16 protein-coding genes are annotated in these 17,312 nt (G+C 66.6%); 10 read left to right on the forward strand and 6 right to left on the reverse strand.

Annotated elements, in window-relative coordinates; translation table 11 throughout:
- Nucleotides 1-3 precede the first annotated feature (3 nt).
- The 4 genes from ACLD02_RS07205 to fdhA all read left to right on the forward strand — a co-directional run bounded on the left by ACLD02_RS07205 (nucleotide 4) and on the right by fdhA (nucleotide 4,314).
- The gene (locus ACLD02_RS07205; protein ID WP_203104702.1) at nucleotides 4-1,059 is read left to right on the forward strand and encodes an aromatic ring-hydroxylating dioxygenase subunit alpha; all 1,056 of its coding nucleotides are present in this window, start codon (nucleotides 4-6) and stop codon (nucleotides 1,057-1,059) included.
- A 59-nt stretch (nucleotides 1,060-1,118) separates the two neighbouring features.
- Nucleotides 1,119-2,090, forward strand: a complete 972-nt coding sequence (locus ACLD02_RS07210) for a PDR/VanB family oxidoreductase (protein WP_203104701.1) — start codon at nucleotides 1,119-1,121, stop codon at nucleotides 2,088-2,090.
- Nucleotides 2,091-2,202: 112 nt separating this feature from the next.
- Entirely contained in the window at nucleotides 2,203-3,090 is an 888-nt protein-coding gene (locus tag ACLD02_RS07215; RefSeq protein ID WP_203104699.1) for a transporter, read from the forward strand.
- Nucleotides 3,091-3,114: 24 nt separating this feature from the next.
- Complete coding sequence (fdhA, locus tag ACLD02_RS07220; RefSeq protein ID WP_410298303.1) at nucleotides 3,115-4,314, forward strand: formaldehyde dehydrogenase, glutathione-independent; 1,200 nt, start codon at nucleotides 3,115-3,117, stop codon at nucleotides 4,312-4,314.
- Nucleotides 4,315-4,324: 10 nt separating this feature from the next.
- On the opposite strand, the gene ACLD02_RS07225 is transcribed toward fdhA, so the two are convergent.
- Nucleotides 4,325-5,227 (reverse strand): LysR substrate-binding domain-containing protein, encoded by a 903-nt coding sequence (locus ACLD02_RS07225; protein ID WP_410298304.1) that lies wholly within the window; start codon nucleotides 5,225-5,227, stop codon nucleotides 4,325-4,327.
- A 128-nt stretch (nucleotides 5,228-5,355) separates the two neighbouring features.
- Here ACLD02_RS07225 and ACLD02_RS07230 point away from each other — a divergent pair, with 128 nt between their 5' ends.
- The 5 genes from ACLD02_RS07230 (at nucleotide 5,356) to ACLD02_RS07250 (ending at nucleotide 11,380) form a co-directional block, all read left to right on the forward strand.
- Nucleotides 5,356-6,168 (forward strand): citryl-CoA lyase, encoded by an 813-nt coding sequence (locus ACLD02_RS07230; RefSeq protein WP_410298305.1) that lies wholly within the window; start codon nucleotides 5,356-5,358, stop codon nucleotides 6,166-6,168.
- Nucleotides 6,165-7,316, forward strand: a complete 1,152-nt coding sequence (locus tag ACLD02_RS07235) for a CaiB/BaiF CoA transferase family protein (RefSeq protein ID WP_410298306.1) — start codon at nucleotides 6,165-6,167, stop codon at nucleotides 7,314-7,316. Before ACLD02_RS07230 ends, ACLD02_RS07235 begins: the two co-directional genes overlap by 4 nt.
- A gap of 52 nt (nucleotides 7,317-7,368) precedes the next feature.
- Nucleotides 7,369-7,794 (forward strand): hypothetical protein, encoded by a 426-nt coding sequence (locus ACLD02_RS07240; RefSeq protein ID WP_410298307.1) that lies wholly within the window; start codon nucleotides 7,369-7,371, stop codon nucleotides 7,792-7,794.
- Between the two features lie 80 nt (nucleotides 7,795-7,874).
- A complete protein-coding gene (locus ACLD02_RS07245; protein ID WP_410298308.1) occupies nucleotides 7,875-10,034 on the forward strand; it encodes a TonB-dependent receptor in 2,160 nt (719 codons plus the stop codon).
- Nucleotides 10,034-11,380 (forward strand): PepSY-associated TM helix domain-containing protein, encoded by a 1,347-nt coding sequence (locus tag ACLD02_RS07250; protein WP_410298309.1) that lies wholly within the window; start codon nucleotides 10,034-10,036, stop codon nucleotides 11,378-11,380. The genes ACLD02_RS07245 and ACLD02_RS07250 overlap by 1 nt, the downstream gene beginning before the upstream one ends.
- On the opposite strand, the gene ACLD02_RS07255 is transcribed toward ACLD02_RS07250, so the two are convergent.
- From ACLD02_RS07255 to ACLD02_RS07275, 5 genes are read right to left on the reverse strand one after another with little or no spacing between them, the layout of a single operon-like run.
- Nucleotides 11,377-12,288 carry a hypothetical protein gene (locus tag ACLD02_RS07255; protein WP_410298310.1) on the reverse strand — a complete coding sequence of 304 codons (912 nt, stop codon included), beginning with the start codon at nucleotides 12,286-12,288 and terminating at the stop codon, nucleotides 11,377-11,379. The two genes, ACLD02_RS07250 and ACLD02_RS07255, sit on opposite strands and share 4 nt — an antisense overlap.
- A gap of 21 nt (nucleotides 12,289-12,309) precedes the next feature.
- Nucleotides 12,310-13,128 (reverse strand): hypothetical protein, encoded by an 819-nt coding sequence (locus ACLD02_RS07260; protein ID WP_410298311.1) that lies wholly within the window; start codon nucleotides 13,126-13,128, stop codon nucleotides 12,310-12,312.
- Nucleotides 13,125-13,571 carry a hypothetical protein gene (locus tag ACLD02_RS07265; protein WP_410298312.1) on the reverse strand — a complete coding sequence of 149 codons (447 nt, stop codon included), beginning with the start codon at nucleotides 13,569-13,571 and terminating at the stop codon, nucleotides 13,125-13,127. The genes ACLD02_RS07260 and ACLD02_RS07265 overlap by 4 nt, the downstream gene beginning before the upstream one ends.
- Before the next feature lie 17 nt (nucleotides 13,572-13,588).
- Nucleotides 13,589-14,824 carry a hypothetical protein gene (locus ACLD02_RS07270; protein WP_203104669.1) on the reverse strand — a complete coding sequence of 412 codons (1,236 nt, stop codon included), beginning with the start codon at nucleotides 14,822-14,824 and terminating at the stop codon, nucleotides 13,589-13,591.
- Nucleotides 14,808-15,440 carry a penicillin-binding protein activator LpoB gene (locus ACLD02_RS07275; RefSeq protein ID WP_410298313.1) on the reverse strand — a complete coding sequence of 211 codons (633 nt, stop codon included), beginning with the start codon at nucleotides 15,438-15,440 and terminating at the stop codon, nucleotides 14,808-14,810. Before ACLD02_RS07275 ends, ACLD02_RS07270 begins: the two co-directional genes overlap by 17 nt.
- A 180-nt stretch (nucleotides 15,441-15,620) precedes the next feature.
- Here ACLD02_RS07275 and ACLD02_RS07280 point away from each other — a divergent pair, with 180 nt between their 5' ends.
- Nucleotides 15,621-17,213, forward strand: coding sequence for an ABC-F family ATPase (locus ACLD02_RS07280; protein WP_410298314.1), 1,593 nt, complete (start codon nucleotides 15,621-15,623; stop codon nucleotides 17,211-17,213).
- The last annotated feature ends 99 nt before the right edge of the window (nucleotides 17,214-17,312 follow it).

A 17,312-nucleotide genomic window follows, 5' to 3' on the forward strand; every position in this document is an offset into this window, starting at 1 on the left:
ACTATGTATCCCTACGCCGAAGGCCTGTGGGCGGCTCGCAATCAATGGTATGTGGCCGGCTGGAGCGACGAGGTCACCCGCGAACCGATGGAGCGCTGGCTGCTCAACGAACCGGTGGTGTTCTACCGCAAGGAAGACGGCAACATCGTGGCCCTGCACGGGCGCTGCCCGCACCGCCAGTTCCCGCTGGCCAAGGGCCGCGTGGTCGGCGACCGCCTGGAATGCGGTTACCACGGCTTCACCTTCGACCAGAGCGGCGCCTGCACGCGCATTCCCACCCAGGAAGCGATTCCCGCCTCGTGCCGCATTGATGCCTACCCGGTGGTTGAGCGCTGGAACTGGTTCTGGATCTGGATGGGCGACCCGGAAAAAGCCGACGAATCCCTGATTCCCGATCATGACATCGTCAAACTCACCGACCCGGACTGGCTGCCGGTAAAAGCCGCCACCCATCTGCTGAAGGCCCGTCACCAGTTGATGCACGAAAACCTGTGCGACCTGTCGCACCTGACCTTCCTGCACCCGGGCATCATTGGTGTCGACGCGGTGGCCGACACCGGCTTCGATGTCAGCGGCGAGGGCATGTGGTATCGGGATGCCCGCGCCATGTACAACCAGGAGCCCACCGGCTTCTTCTCCGACATCCTCGGCTATCACAAACCCATCGATCGGCTGATGTCCATGGAGTTCTACCTGCCGTGCCTGCACCTGGCCGAGGAAGTGTTCCTCGCCCACGACAAGAAGGACGGCGAACCGGGCCGCGAACTGGGCACCTACAAGGTGCACCACGCGGTGACTCCGGCCACCGACCACGAAACTCATTACTTCGTGGCCTACTCGCGTAACTTCGCCACCGACGACGACAACGTCACCAACATCATCAATGGCGCCTTCGCCGCCGTTCTGCAGCAGGACGTGGACGCGGTGGAAGCCCTTGAGGAGATGCTGCGAAAAAGTGGCGATGGCGGCTTCAAGGACTTTCTCGCCAAGGGCGATGTCACCTCCGTGAAGGTGCGCCGCAGCATGGAAGCTCTGATTCGCGCGGAACTTCCGCAGTAGTAGCCGTACCGGGGTGGAGGAGGGTGCCTGACTCCATCCCGGCTTTTTCGAGGTGTCCCATGTCCATCACCTGGATGACCCTGAAAGTCGTACGTAAAGATGTGGAAGCGGAAAACGTCGTCAGCCTGGAGCTGGCCGACCCCACCGGCAAGGAGCTGCCGACGTTCACCGCCGGCGCCCACGTTGATGTGGAAATCCGGCCCGGCCTGATCCGCCAGTATTCCCTGTACGGCGACCCGGAAGAGCGTCGCCGTTACCGTATCGCGGTGCTGCGCACCGAAACCTCCCGGGGTGGCTCGGTGACCGTGCATCAATCCCTGCGCCAGGGCGATACCGTGCGCGTCAGCGTGCCGCGCAATCATTTCCCGCTCAACGAAGGTGATCACCCGTCCATTCTGCTCGCCGGTGGCATCGGCATCACGCCGCTGTACGGCATGGCTCGTGCTCTGCACCGCCAGGGCGCCGAGTTCCAGTTGCATTACTGCGCCCGCAGCGAAGCCCGCTGTGCCTTTCTCGGCGCGCTTCAGGACGCGGACTACCGTGACCGGGTGCGCTTCTACCTCACCGGGCAGTCGCCGGACTACCGTCTGGACCTGGACGGGGTGATGAGCCAGGCCGCCGCGAACGCGCATTTTTATGTGTGCGGCCCGGCCCGCTTTATCGATCAGGTACTGGAAACCGGCCACCGTCATGGCATCGACGAGGAGCGGCTGCACCGGGAATTCTTCGCGCCGCCGGAACCCGCCGCCGACGCGGACCCGGATGGCGCCTTCGAGATCCGTCTGCAACGCAGCGGCCAGACCCTGGCGGTGCCGGCGGACAAAACCATCGCTCAGGTCCTCAAGGACCATGGCGTCGAGGTGGAGCTGTCCTGCGAGCAGGGGGTGTGCGGCACCTGCCTGACCACGTTGCTGGAAGGCCAGGCCGACCACCGCGATTTCTTTCAAACCGAGGCGGAGCAGGCGGCCAACGAGCAAATTGCCTTGTGCTGTTCCCGGGCCCGCTCGCCGTTGCTGGTCCTCGACCTGTGAACCGGGCCGGCCCCTGGCCGGCCCGTTAAAAAAACCGGAGAGAATAATGATAAGACAAGTGTCCCATAAAGTGCATATAAGCAAAAACAGGACGAAATTAAATGCGTTCCCCGTGGCGCTGATCAGCCTCGGCGGCGCGCTGCTGAGCGCGCCGGCCACGGCCGCCGAAAACGGCAACATCTCCTGGCCAATCGGTGTGAACACCGTGCTCAACGGCGTCGCCACCGCCCCCGGGGAAAACCGCCTGTACAACTACACCCTGTTCTACAGTGCCAACCGGCTCAATGATGGCGCCGGCAATGACAGCGGCGTGGACGTGGACGCGGAAATTTTCGTCGACGCCCTGCGCCTCGACCATGGCTGGGGCATGATCGGGCGCAACACCCACCTGGTGTCCGGTTTCGTGCTGCCCTACGTGGACGCCTCCATCACCCTGTTCGGCGACGAAAGCACCGACAACGGCCTGGGTAACCTCAGCCTCAAGCCGCTGATCATCGGCACCCACAACGACGCCAACACCTTTTTCATGCAGATCGCGCCGCTGGATCTGGATGTGCCCACCGGTTCCTACGACCGGGACCGCGCCGCCAACGCGGCGGTGAACTACACCTCCTGGCAACCCAACGCCGGTTACAGCTGGTTCCCGGCGCCGGGCTGGGAAATCGGCGGCACCCTGTCGGCGGCGGTGAATACCGAGAACGACGACACCGATTATCAGACCGGCTGGCTGATGCACTACGAGCAGGTGGTGGCCTGGTCGATGACCGACAAGCTGCAACTCGGCGTGCAGGGTTTTTACTTCAAACAAATGTCGGACGACGAGCTGGACGGTCGCACCTACCTGGACGGCTACCGCACCCAAGGCGCCGCCCTGGGGCCGCAGGTCCGTTATGACTTCCGCCCCGGCGTGGCGGTGGTGGCCAAATACCAGAAGGAATTCGACTCGGAGAACAAAGCCGAGGGCGAACGCTTCTGGGTGCAATTCACCTTTCCCTTCTGAACCCGGAACAAGAGGACGAACAGCATGACGAACGACAATCGTGGCGTGGTCTACGTGGGCGACGGCAAGGTCGAGGTCCGCCCCATCGGCTACCCGAAAATGGAAGATCCGCGCGGCCGGCGCATCGAGCACGGCGTTATTCTCAAGGTGGTATCCACCAACATCTGCGGCTCGGACCAGCACATGGTGCGCGGCCGCACCACGGCGCCGGAGGGCATGGTGCTGGGCCACGAAATCACCGGCGAGGTAATCGAAAAAGGACGCGACGTGGAGAACCTGGCGCTGGGCGACATCGTGTCCGTGCCCTTCAACGTGGCCTGCGGGCGTTGCCGTTCCTGCCAGGAGCAACACACCGGGGTGTGCCTGAACGTGAACCCGGACCGCGCCGGCGGCGCCTACGGCTACGTGGACATGGGCGGCTGGGTCGGTGGCCAGTCCGAGTACGTGCTGGTGCCCTACGCGGACTTCAACCTGCTCCGGTTCCCGGATCGCGACCGGGCCATGGAGAAGATCCGTGATCTCACTTGCCTGTCCGATATCCTGCCCACCGGCTTCCACGGCGCGGTCAGCGCCGGCGTGGCGCCCGGGCGCACCGTCTACATCGCCGGCGCCGGCCCGGTGGGCCTGGCCGCCGCCGCTTCCGCCCGGCTGCTGGGCGCGGCGGCGGTGATCGTCGGCGACGTCAACCCGCGCCGCCTGCAACACGCCAAGGCCCAGGGGTTCGAGATCGCCGATCTGTCCCTGGACACACCACTGGTGGACCAGATCGAAGCGCTGCTCGGTGAGCCGGAAGTGGACTGCGCGGTGGACGCGGTGGGCTTCGAGGCGCGCGGTCACGGCCGCGAGGGCGCGCGCAGCGAAGCCCCGGCCACGGTGCTCAACGCGCTCATGGAGGTGACCCGGGTGGCCGGCAATATCGGCATTCCCGGCCTCTACGTCACCGAGGACCCGGGCGCCGTGGACGGCGCCGCCAAACTCGGCAACCTGAGCGTGCGCTTCGGCCTCGGCTGGGCCAAGTCCCACGCCTTCCACACCGGCCAGACCCCGGTGATGAAATACAACCGGCAACTGATGCAGGCGATCCTGTGGGATCGCATCAACATCGCCGAGGTGGTTAACGTGCAGGTCATCGATCTGGACCAGGCGCCGGAAGGCTACGGCGAATTCGATGCCGGCGTGCCGAAGAAATTCGTGCTCGACCCCCACGGCCTGGTGCCGGCCTGAGGCCGGGCGGTCAGGTGCCGCCGTCCTGGCCCTGGCCGTCCTTGAGCACGCGCCGGATCTGTTTGGCGAACGCCTGGCTGGCGGCGGGTACGCCGCCGCCACGCATCCACAGCAGGCCCGGGGTGCGGATCGGCGTCGGGTTCTCCAGGGGCACCACGCTGACGCCGTCGGTGTCGGCGATGGCGATCTCGCCGACGATGCCGGCCAGCTCGGATTTACGGATCAGCTGGATCATGGCGCCGATGGAATCCAGCTCCACCACCACCTGGGGCTGGGCGTTGGCGGAGCGGAAGTGTTCGTCGATCAACTGGCGGGTGGAGTACTGCGGCGGCAGCAGGGTCATGCGCAGGTTGTTCAGTTCCACCATGCGCACCCGCTTGCGGCTGGCGAAGGGATGCCAGTCGGCCACCACCAGCACCATTTCCTCGTTGTAGAGCGGTTCGAACCAGAGGTCCTGGTCGTCCGGCGGCCGGTAGGCGATGCCGAGATCCAGGTCGCCGGATTTGAGTCGCTCGACGATGCGGTGCTGGGGCAGCTCCTCCACCTTGATGCGCAGGGCCGGATAGCGGTCCAGGAAGGCGGAGATGCAGGCCGGCACCAGACGGGTGTTGAAGCTCTGGATCACCGCCACGCGCACCTCGCCCTGCACCGCGTCGGAGGGCTGGTGGAGTGTGCTGACGGCGCCGTCGATCTGCTGCAGGGCCGGCATGATGCGGCTCAGGAAGGTGTCGCCGGCCTCGGTGATCACCACCCGCTTGCCGATGCGCTCGAACAGGCGGGTGTCCAGCTCGGTTTCCATCTGCTTGATCTGGTGGGACAGGGTGGACTGGGTGACATGGCACTTCTCGGCGGCGCGGGTGAAGTTGAGGGTTTCCGCCAGGGCGGCGAAATAGCGCAGGTGTCGGAGTTCCATGGGGCGTTTCTACCGTCTGTGTGGACTAGTGATGCCATCGATCATTTTTATGGATATTTATCACTTTCAACAACTATAGCCCCCTTCTACGCTTTGTTGAAATGTCACTCATCGGATGGATCAGAATAATGAAGATTGGTAAGGAAACGGTTCCCAAGACCGCCATCTGTACCTCCAACCAGGACACCATCGTGGTGCGCGGCCTGGACCTGTGCCAGGACGCCATCGGCAAGCTGTCCTTCACCGATTATTTCTACCTGCTGCTTACCGGCCGCCAGGCCACGGCGGCCACCCGGGCGGTGCTGGACGCCACCCTGGTGGCGATCGCCGAGCACGGCCTGGTGCCCAGCGTGCAGGCGGCGCGCATGACCTACGCGGCGGCGCCGGAGGCGGTGCAGGGCGCGGTGGCCGCCGGGTTGCTGGGCTGCGGCTCGGTGATCCTGGGCGCCGCGCAACAGGCCGGTGAACTGTTCGACGCCATCGACCGGCGCGCCCGGGAGCAGGGCGAGGACCTGGACCGGGCCGCCCACGCGGTGGTGTCCGAGTACCGCGCCGCCAAACGCGCCATTCCCGGCTATGGCCACCCCCTGCACAAGGCCCGTGACCCGCGCGTGGCGGCGCTGTTCAAAACCTCCAGCGAGGCCGGCGCCGGCCAGCGTTACGTGGAGATCGCCGAGGCGGTGGAGCGGGTGATTCCGGACGTGGTGGGCAAGGACCTGCGGCTGAACGTGTCGGCGGCGATTCCGGCGGTGCTGCTGGGCGCGGACTTCCCGCTCAAGGCTTTGCGCGGGGTGCCGATTCTGGCCCGCAGCGCCGGCCTGATCGCCCACCTGTTCGAGGAAATGAACCACTCCATCGGCTTCGCGCTGTCCTATCAGGCGTCCCGGGAAGTGGAATACCAGGGCGAGGTGCCCGCCGGTTTCGAGGAGCAAGGCTCATGATCAAGGTTCTCGAAGGAGTACGGGTGATCGAGCAGGGCACCTTTATCACCGGGCCCAACGCGGGCATGTTGCTGGCGGACCTGGGCGCGGAAGTGATCAAGGTGGAAAGGCCGGGCAGCGGCGATCCGTTCCGCGCTTTCAAGGGCGGCCTCTACAGTCCCCATTTCCAGACCTACAACCGCAATAAGCGCAGCGTCACGCTCAACACCAAGGAGCCGGAGGACCTGGCGCTGTTCGATCAGCTGATCGCCGACGCCGACGTTTACATCCAGAATTTCCGCCCCGGCACCGCCGAGCGCCTGGGCGCCGGCGAGGAGCGTCTGCGCGCCATTAACCCGAAGCTGATCTACTGCTCGATCAGCGGTTTCGGCCAGGATGGACCGGCCGCCGGCCGCCCGGCCTACGACACCGTGGCCCAGGCCGCCAGCGGTTTCCTGGGGCTGTTGATCAACCCGGAGAATCCGCGCGTGGTGGGCCCGGCCATGGCCGATGCGCTGACCGGCTTCTACGCCGCCTACGGTATTCTCGGCGCGCTCCATGAACGCCATCGCACTGGCCGGGGCCGGGCGGTGGACGTGTCCATGCTGGAAGCCATGTGCCATTTCAACCTGGATGCCTTTACCCATTACTTCGCCGAGGGCGAGGTGATGACCCCCTACAGCCGCCCCAGCGTGTCCCAGTCCTATGTGCTGGAGTGTGGCGATGGCAAGTGGATCGCGCTGCACATGTCCTCGCCGGAAAAATTCTGGCAGGGCCTGGCCAACGCCATCGACCAGCCGGACCTGCTGCGCGATGAACGCTTCAGCAGCCGGGAGAAGCGCATCGAGCATCAGGAGCAGTTGATCGAGCTGTTGGGGGAGCGCTTCAAGCAACGGGACCGGGCCACCTGGTGCCAGCGGTTGGAACAGGAGGACGTGCCCCACGCGCCCATGTACGACAGCAGCGAGGCGCTACGCGACCCCCAGGCCCGCCACCTGCAGCTGGAGATCAACGCGCCTCACCCGGCCGGTGGCGAATGGCGCACGGTGCGCTCGCCGGTGAGCTTCGACCACCAGCCGCCGCTCACCGTGACCGCGCCGCCGGAGCTGGGCGATTACGACGAGGCGCTGCGCTCGGCGGCCCGGGCGCGGCTGGTGAAGGAGGGCTGATCCGGCCCGTCGCCACTTGCATCGATGGCCGGGAACCGGGAAGCTTGCCGGCATGAAACGCCCCTTCCGATTCCTGGCCATCGTCGGCCTGTTGATCCTGTCCCTGGTCTCCGCCTGGCGCGGCGGCCTGCTGCCTGGCGTGCCGGCCCCCTGGCACGATGACCTGCGCATCCTGCATGAAGACCGGGATGGCACCGCCGTGATGGTGGTCGAACTGCGCAATACCGGCACCCGCACCCGCTGGCGCAGCGAGGGCGAGGATCACCGCATCGATATCCGCCGCCTCGGCCCCACCCTGTATGAACTGGACATCACCCAGTTCGATGACCGGGTGGAGCCGACCCTGCGGCGGCGCATGCACACCGAGCTGCAGTTGGAGCCGGGCCGCACCGAGGTGGGCGGGTTCCGCTTCACCGAGCCGGGCAAGCCGGTGCAGCGGCAGTTGGTGGAGATCGTGCTCCCCGACCCGGCCGCCTGAGCCGCCGCGACAAAACGCCGCATTTCCTTTCCGCCGCCGATCGCTAGGCTGGCGCGCGATATTCACGTCTGGAGTATGCCGTGTTTCGCCTGCCCGCCCGCGCCGACCGCCTCGGTCCTTTTCTTGTTCTGTCCCTGTTCATGCCCGGCTTCGCCGGGGCACAAACCCCGGAACACCGGCTGCAAGCCGTGGAGGTGGTGGACCAGGCCGATGCCCCGGTGACACCGACCACTACCGACGGCTTTCTCGGATTGAGCCAGCGGGAAACCCCGGCCACGGTGAACACCGTGGACCGGGACGACATCGAACAACTGGGCCTGCGCAATCTGATCGAGCTGTACCGCAGCGCCCCCGGCGTGGCCGCCGGCAATATTCCCGGCTCGCCGGCGTCGGTGTCCATGCGCGGCCTCACCGATGTGGGTTATCTGTTCGATGGCGTGCGCGTGGCGGACCCGTCCATGGTGTCCCGCAACCTGGATACCTGGAATCTGGAAAAGGTGGAAATCCTCAAGGGGCCGGCGTCCGTGCTGCACGGCAGCGGCGCCCTGGGCGGCACTATTAATCTGGTGACCCGTAAGCCGAGCCTGGCCGGTGATCGCGTGGACGGCATGATCGAATACGGCAGCCATGACAGCCTGCGTCTGGGCGTCGGCGCCAACCGGGTGGTCAATCCGAACGTGGCGGTGCGCGCCGACCTGAGCCACGGCCGGAGCAGCGGCTACGTGGACGACACCGACTCGGAAACCACCGCTCTGACCACCGGCATCCTGGTCCAGGCCACCGACCGGTTGACTCTGAGCGCCGCCGTGGATCTGTACAGCGACCGTTACGCCACGCCCTACCAGGGCACGCCGCTGGTGCCGGCCAGCGTGGCCCGCGACCCCAGCGACGTGGTGTCCGGTGGCGGGCTGGTGCTGGATGAATCGATGCGGGACAACAACTACAACGTGCGCGACGGCGAGATGACCGCCGACAGCCAGTGGCTGCGCACCAAGGCCGATTATCAGCTCAGCGACCGGTGGAGGCTGATCAACGAACTGAGCCTCTACAACGCCAACCGGGACTGGGCCAACTCCGAGGACTTCACCTACAACGACGCCACCGGGCAACTGGATCGCGGCACCACGCGCATCAACCACCATCACCGGTTCGCCACCGATCGCTTTTACGGTGTTTATGATGGCCAGCTCGGCGAGCGCCGCCACCGCCTGGCGGTGGGCGCCGAATACCAGTACACCGACTTCGACAGCCGGCGCCGCTTCGGCGCCACCAGCTCGGTGGACCCATTCGACCCGGATCGCGGTTACCTGCCGCCCAATACCGACGCTAACTATGGCTCCCGGGCGGACTACGACAGCCAGGTCTCCGGCGGCGCCCTGTTCCTGGAGGACGCGCTCAACCTGACCCCCAACTGGGTCATTGTCAGTGGCCTCCGTTATGAGTACCTGGACCTGGACCGTGGCATCGACGACCTGGCCGCCGGCACCCGGGAGACCTTCGGGCAGACCTACGAGGATCTGTCCTGGCGGCTGGGCACGGTCCATGACCTGAACAACCAGGTGCAGGTGTTCGCCCAATACAACCGGGCGGCGGCGCCGGTGAGCGGGTTGCTGTTGAGCCGCGCCAGCAACGTGGAGTTTGATCTGAGCAAGGGGCGGGCCGTGGAAGTGGGCAGCCGCGCGGCCTTGCTGGATGACCGCGCCACTCTGACGGTATCGCTGTATCGCCTGGATCAGGACGACATACTTACTCGCGACCCGGCCAATCCCGCCCTGTCCGTGCAGGGCGGCCGCTTGCGGGCAGAGGGCGTGGAAGTGGACCTGACCCTGCGGCCCCACGAGCGCTGGTGGGTGAATCTCAACGGCGCCTACAACGATGCGGAATACGACGAGCTGCTGGGCGCCGGCGGCGTGGATCTGTCCGGCAACCGGCTCACCAATGTGCCGGAGAAAACCGCCAACCTGAGCAGCGCCTATACGCTGGCGGCCCTGCCGCTGACCCTGGGCGGCGCGGTGCGTTACAGCGGCGATTTCTACACCAGCACCGCCAATGAATACCGGATCGACGAGCGCACCCTGGTGGACGCCTGGATCAGTTATCCGCTGGCCGACGGCACCCTGACCCTGCGCGGCCGCAATCTCACCGACGAGTTCTACGCGGACTGGTCCGGCTACAGCGCCACCCAGGTCTACATCGGCGAGCCGCGCACCGTGGAGATCGGCTGGACCGGGCGCTTCTGATGGCGGCCAACGGCTACGTCACGGCGTGGCGCTGGCATTTCCATGCGGGGCTGTTCACCGCCCCGTTCCTGCTGATCCTTTCGGTCACCGGCGCCATCTACCTGTTCAATGATGAACTGAACGACTGGCTCTACCCGCAACTGCGTTTCGCGCCCGGCGGCACCATGATTCAGCCCGCCGGGAATCTGGTGGCGGCGGTGCGTGCCCGCTACCCGGACGCCACCGTCACCCGCATCGACATGCCGGTGCAACCGGGGCGCAGCGCCGAGCTGTTCGTGACCCCGAAGCAGGGCGAGCCGTTGCGGGTGTTCGTGGACCCCTCCGACGGTGCCGTGCTGGGCGATTACGTGTACAGCCATACCCTGGTGGGCTTCGCCGACCGGATGCACGGCTCGTTGTTGCTGGCGGAGGGCGGCGATGCCCTGGTGGAACTGGCCGCCAGCTGGGCGCTGATTCTGGTGGTGACCGGCCTGTATCTGTGGTGGCCGCGCGGTCGTGGCGGCGGGTTCCGCTTTCGCCGCCGCCGGGGCCGGGCCCGGTGGCGGGAGGTGCACCGCCTCACCGGCGTGTACGCCGCATTGCTGATCGTGTTCCTGATCGTCACCGGGCTGCCCTGGGCCGGTTTCTGGGGCGACCGGGTGCTGACACCGGTGAGCAACGCTCTGGGGATGGGTTACCCGCCACAGCTGCGGCATCACGACGGTGGCAGTGGCAAGACGTTGCTGGATACGCTGGGGGAAGCGCCCTGGGCGCTTCAGCAGGCGCCGCTGCCGGCGGTGCCCGAGCCCGCCCACGATCATCATCATCACGCCCTGGGCGCGGCGCCGGACACCTCCGTGGCGGCCATCAACCGGGTGCACCGGGCTCTGGTCGACCACGGTTTGCCGCTGGCCTACCGGGTGTCCATCCCCGCCGAGGCCGGCGAGCCCTATAGCGCCTACACCTACCCGGCGCGTCCCCAGGGGCAGCGCACTCTGCACCTGGACAGCGAGGGGAGGGTGCTGGTGGATACCGGCTTCGCGGAATACGGGGCCATCGCCAAGGCGGTGGAATACGGCGTCGCCCTGCACATGGGCAATTACTTCGGGCGCGCCAACCAGGTCGTCATGCTGCTGGCGTGCGTGGCCATCGTCGCCCTGGTGATCACCGGGTTGGTGATGTGGTGGCGGCGGCGCCCGGCGGGCGGTTTCGGCGCCCCCGCCGCGCCGCCGGTGCGCGCCCGTACCCTGGTGCCGCTGCTGGTGGTGGTGCTCGTGCTGCTGCCGTTGGCGGGGCTCAGTCTGCTGCTGGTGCTGATCGTGGACCGCTGTCTGGTGGCGCTGGCGGCCCGGTCCGGGGCGCGTTAGCGCGCCCGGGCCAGGGCCGGCTGCAGGTCCGGATACACCGCCGAGGTGGCCTTGATCACCTCGGCGAAGGTGGCGTTGTCGCCGTGTTCGCTGATCAGCCAGCGGGCCATGTCGTCCACCGAGCGGAACGACAGGTCCGAGGTGGCACGGATGTAGTCCCAGCCACCGGAGGCCTGGATGGCGGTGTCGCGGCCGGTGCTTTTACCGATCTTGGAACCGGCGCTGCCGCCAAAGAAACTGCCCAGCAGACCGCCACCGGGGACCTTTTCCATCAGCTTGCGGCCGGCGTAGGCACCGGCGGCGGTGCCTAGCGCGGAACCGGTGGCGGCGCCCATGCGCGCGTTGATGGCCTTGTCCACCCATTCGGCGGCGACGCCGTCGCTGGTGTAGGGGCTCAGGTAGGCGCCGCCGTTACCGGTGATCACCAGGCTCGGCGTCGCCGGCACGGTCTGGCCGGCCACGGGCGGCGCGGGTTGGTCCTGCCGGGCCGGCGTGGCCCGGGCCGCCATCAGCGTCTCGGCGTTGGCGCGGCCCTGGTAGCCGCGAATCATTACCAGGTCGCGCACCGGGCCGTCGTTTCCACTCCGCACCCGCAGCCGCACCGGAGTGCCCGGCTGGCCACGGATAACGCTGGCCGCCTGGGTGGGGCCGTAGCCATACAGGGACACCGGTTCCGCCTCCGGCGGCGAGGCCACCGCCAGAATCCGGTCACCGGGTTTGAGTTCGCCGTTCTGTTCCGCCACCGAGCCGGAGAAAATCGCCGTGATGGTCGGGTAACCGTCCTGGGCATGGAGGCTGGCGCCGATGGCGCCCGGCGCCATCGGCGGGGTGGTGGCGCAACCGCTCAACTGGGCGAGCAGGAGGACAGCCGGCAGGCAATGGAGCAATCGGAAAAGGCGTACGGTCATCGTCGTTCCTTGGTGGTTCATTTATTTGTTCATTTTTTCCATGGTGCGCAGGGCCAGCTCGCGGCCCACTTCAGCCAGGGCCAGTGGCTTGTCCCGTTTCTGATACCCGTTGGCGGTGGCCACCCACTGGTAGTCGCGCTGTTCCTCCGGGGGCCGGCCACTGGTCACGAAGGTGGTCAGTACCCGGGCGTCGTGGGTGGCCAGCACCCGCACCCGGTAGCTGGGCTGGTCCTCGAAGCGCGGGCCGGCGGTGAGTTCCAGCACGTAGTCGGCGTGCTCCGCCAGGGCGCGCATTTCCAGCCGCGCCCGGTCCGGCGACAGCCGCGAGAAGGTGCCGTTCTCCAGGGCGTTGTCGGTGAGGCGTTGGGCCAGGCTCTGGTCGATCACCCGCGCGCCGCCTTCCTGGAAAGCGCTGATCAGGCCGTCCTGAAGTTCGAAGGCGGCGCCGGGCCCGGTGTCCGCCGGGCGCGGGCCACGGGTTTCCGCCTGGGCGCCGGCGCTGGCCCGGCCTTTCAGGTCCACGGTCTCGCCGTTGGCCTGGCCGCTGATCGAGGCGCTCTGGCCGAGGCTGGCGCGGTAGTGGCCGTACCAGTCACTGACCCGGTCCGGCAGCGCGCGATTCCACAGCACCGCGATGCGGGGCGCGTCGAAGCGCTGGCGGAAGGCGGCGAGGATGCCTTCGGGCTGCCCCTGGCGGCCTTCCGGCCCCTGGCCTTCGCGGTAGGCCTCTTCGGTGAGCGGTGCCTGGGCGGGGGCCATCATGGGCGCCGCGTCATGGTCCGAAGCGGCGAGGGCGGGGCCACTGATCAGCACCAGGGCCAGTAAGCCGGGCGCTTTCATCGGGTCTGCCTCACTTCCACGACGTATTGAAGCCGCTCGGTGCCGACGGATTTTTCCCGGTATACGGCGTTGCCGTTGGCGGGCACCGTCAGCCGCCGCCACACCGGCTCCGCGTCCGTGGGCATGCCGCCCTCGGTGTAGAAGCGGGTGCGCGCTTCCACCCGGTAGTCGTAGTCGGTGTGGTTGCGCAGCTCCACCCACACCTGGGAGGTGCCGGTGTCGGTGCGCTGGATGCCATGGCCGGTGCTGGTCAGGCGGATCACCTTATTGGGGCCGATCAGGCCGTCCTTGAAGTCGCGGTTCAGGTCGTAGTCGGTGAACAGCACGGTGTTGTAGCCGTGGTCCTCGGTGCGCTGCTGGTATTCCTTCTTGCTCATGCCCGACTGACAGCCGGTGATGAGCGCGGCGCCCAGCAACAGGGCGGCCATAAACAGGTTGGGCATAAAAAAGGGCTTCGCGGTCATGGCGCGGTTCCTTCCTCCGGGGGGCGATGGCTGGCGAAGGCCAGGCCGTTGCCGTGGTCATCGAAATGCACGGGGGCTTCCTGGTCGGCGCCGGCCAGGGGCTGGCCCTGCTGGTCCAGGAAGCGTATCCGCAGCGGGCCGTCCGCCGGCGCATGGTGCACGGTGGCCAGATGCAGGCCGTCCGGCAGGCGGTGCCAGTAACGGGTGTCGGCGCGGGTGCGCGAACGGGCGGACAGCCCCTCCGCCGCCACGCCGATGGCGGTGATGGTGTGGAAGCCGGCGGCCACCGCGCCGCCGGCGGCGGCGCTCAGGCCGGCCACGGCGCTGTTCTGGCTGGCGGCGGTGAGCACGTCGCCGGTGGCCTGGGTGTTTTTCTTGAAGCGCACCTGGCCCTCGATGATGCGGTCCACGGTGCGCCCGCCCCGGGTGGAAGCCTGGAAGAACACGTCCTCCGCCGGGAACAGCGGCTGGGAGTCATCGCCGGCCAGGCGGGCGCCGTGAGCGCGGATGTTCTTGCCGCGCCGGTACACCAACTGGTAGTGGCCGACGCCGTCGGCCAGCTTGCGTGGGGCGCTGCCGGTTTCCGCCACCACCAGCAGGTTGTCGCCGGCCTCCGGGATCGGCCCGTCCGGGCGGAACAGCCGGTATTCCTGGAAATGCCGTTCGGCCAGGGTGGCGTTGCCATCCAGCCGTGCCGCCCAGCCGGCCAGGAAGATCAGCGAGGCGAAATCCGTGGTGTGTTGTTCTTCCTCGGCGAAGGCGTCCTGCAGCAAACCGCTCAGGAAGCTGGCCCGGGCGTTGCCGTAATCGCCATCGCGCAGGAACAGCAGCCCCCGGTAATAGAACACCATGGCCCGTTCATAGGGCTCGCCCTTGAAGTCCTTCTCGCCTTCCTCGTACCACAGGCTGCGGGCCCGCCGCGCCGCGTCGTTGTCGGCGTAGACGCTCTCGATATTGAGGATCGCTTCGTCCAGGGCGGCGCGGGCCAGATCGTAATGGCCGGTGCGCCAGGCGGCGGCGCCGATTTCCATCAGGTTGAGCACTTCGTTGCGGCGGCCCTCCTCGAACAGCTCCCGGTACAGGGGCTGAAGCTCGGCGGGCTTGTCCGCCACCAGGTCCTGTTGCCCGGCGGACAGGTCACGGGTCTGGTACTGGGTGGGGCCGGTGGCGCAGCCACCCAGCAGCGAGGCCGCCACCAGTGCTGCCGCGCCCCGTTTAGCGATAGAGCACATTGTCCTGGGCCGCCTTGCGCATTTCGTAGGCGCCGCTCCAGACGATGGTGCCGAGCTCGAGATCCACCATCTCGAAGGTCACCTGGTGGTAGCGGGAGCGGGTCTGGGTGTTCCGGTCGATGGCGTCCAGGGAGGCGATGCGCCCGCCCAGCCGGTAATCGCCGCCGGCGGTGGCCTGGGTCTTGCGGATGGTGCCGCCGTCCACGGCGCCGTCGCGCTTGAGCTGGCGTTCCTTCTCCACCATGTCCGCGTAGTGGCGGCCCACGAACACCATGCGGCCGTTGGCGGCCCGGTTCAGCTCCACCCGCAGCCGGTCGGTAAGCAGGTTGGTATTGATGATCGAGCTGCTTTCATTACGGAAGTATTCGTTGTCGATGATGATGCGCGGCGGCGTGGCGCGGGCCGCCAGAATCCGGTTGGCGAGCATGTCGCGCATCATTTCGTCGGTCATCGCCACCACGTCCTGGGATTCGATGCCCACGCCTTGCACCCGGCCGGCGGACTGCGGGTCTTCGTACACCGTGGCCTGGCCACGTACATTGTCCACCTGGCTGGGCGCGCAGCCCGCCAGCAGGGCCACGGCCACCGCCGCCGCGCTCAGGGTCCGGATCGTCATGCTCCGCCTCTCGTCGTCTTCGTGTTGGGGGAAGGGTCAGGGAGGATGCTAGACAGGCCGCGCATCGGCGGCATGCCCCATATGGGGTATAAGGCCCGGCCGGTGTGACCCGGGGCGGCCGCTGTGCCATACTCCGCCGGCTTTTTGACCCCCCATTCCTTACCTGGCTGGACTCCAACCTTGCTCACCACCGCCAACATCACCATGCAGTTCGGCGCCAAGCCGCTGTTCGAGAACGTTTCCGTGAAATTCGGTGACGGCAACCGCTACGGCCTGATCGGCGCCAATGGCTCCGGCAAGTCCACGTTCATGAAGATTCTCGGGCGCGATCTGGAGCCGTCCGCCGGCAATGTGTCCAAGGACCCCAACGAGCGGGTCGGCAAGCTGCGTCAGGATCAGTTCGCCTACGAGCAGTACTCGGTGGTGGACACCGTGATCATGGGCCACGAGGAACTGTGGGCGGTGAAGGAAGAGCGCGACGCCATCTACGCCAAGGCGGAGATGAGCGAGGAAGACGGCATCCGCGCCGGCGAGCTGGAAGCGGAGTTCGCCGAGCTGGACGGCTACACCGCCGAATCCCGCGCCGGCGATCTGCTGCTCGGCGTGGGCATTCCCGTGGAGCAGCACTTCGGCCCCATGAGCGAGGTGGCGCCGGGCTGGAAGCTACGCGTGCTGCTGGCCCAGGTGCTGTTTTCCGACCCGGACATCATGTTGCTGGACGAGCCCACCAACAACCTGGACATCAACACCATCCGCTGGCTGGAAGACGTGCTCAACCAGCGCCAGTGCACCATGATCATCATTTCCCACGACCGCCACTTCCTGAACAGCGTGTGCACGCACATGGCGGATCTGGACTACGGTGAGCTGCGCGTTTACCCGGGCAATTACGACGAGTACATGACCGCCGCCACCCAGGCCCTGGAGCGCAAGCGCGCCGACAACGCCAAAAAGAAGGCGCAGATCGCCGACCTTCAGCAGTTCGTCAGCCGCTTCTCCGCCAACGCGTCGAAATCCAAGCAGGCCACGTCCCGCGCCAAGCAGATCGACAAGATCAAGCTGGAAGAGATCAAACCGTCCAGCCGCCAGAACCCCTACATCGTGTTCGAGCAGGACAAGAAACTGTTCCGCAACGCCCTGGAAGTAAAAGGGCTGGCCAAATCCTTCGACGAGGAAGAGCTGTTCTCCGGCCTGGACCTGCGCGTGGAAGTGGGCGAGCGCATCGCCATCATCGGCCCCAACGGCGTCGGCAAATCCACCCTGCTGCGCTGCCTGGTGGGCGACCTGGACCCCAGCGCCGGCGAGGTGAAATGGTCCGAGAACGCCACCCTGGGCTACTACGCCCAGGACCACGCCGCGGATTTCGAGCAGAAGCTGAACCTGTTCGACTGGATGAGCCAATGGGGCAAACCCAACGACGACGAGCAGGTGATTCGCGGCACCCTGGGCCGGCTGCTGTTTTCCTCCACGGAGATCAACAAAACCGTGGATGTGATCTCCGGCGGCGAGCAGGGCCGCATGCTGTTCGGCAAGATCATGCTGCAGCGCCCCAACATCATGCTGCTCGACGAGCCCACCAACCACCTGGACATGGAGTCCATCGAGTCGCTCAACCTGGCCCTGGAAAACTACCCCGGCACGCTGCTGTTCGTCAGCCACGACCGGGAATTCGTGTCGTCCCTGGCCACCCGCATCATCGAGCTGACCCCCACCGGCATCGTCGACTTCCACGGCAGCTACGAGGACTACCTGAAGAGCCAGGGCGTGGCGTAAGCGGCTGGAAAGTGTTTGATAGGCAATTCATGAATTGCTTTTGGCGATTCTTGCCTCTCTGCTTTTTGGAAAGCAATAATTAAATTGCTTGATATGTAA

Origin of the sequence: Alloalcanivorax sp. C16-2, from assembly GCF_046507615.1 — a bacterium.
In the GTDB taxonomy this organism is placed as follows: domain Bacteria; phylum Pseudomonadota; class Gammaproteobacteria; order Pseudomonadales; family Alcanivoracaceae; genus Alloalcanivorax; species Alloalcanivorax marinus_A.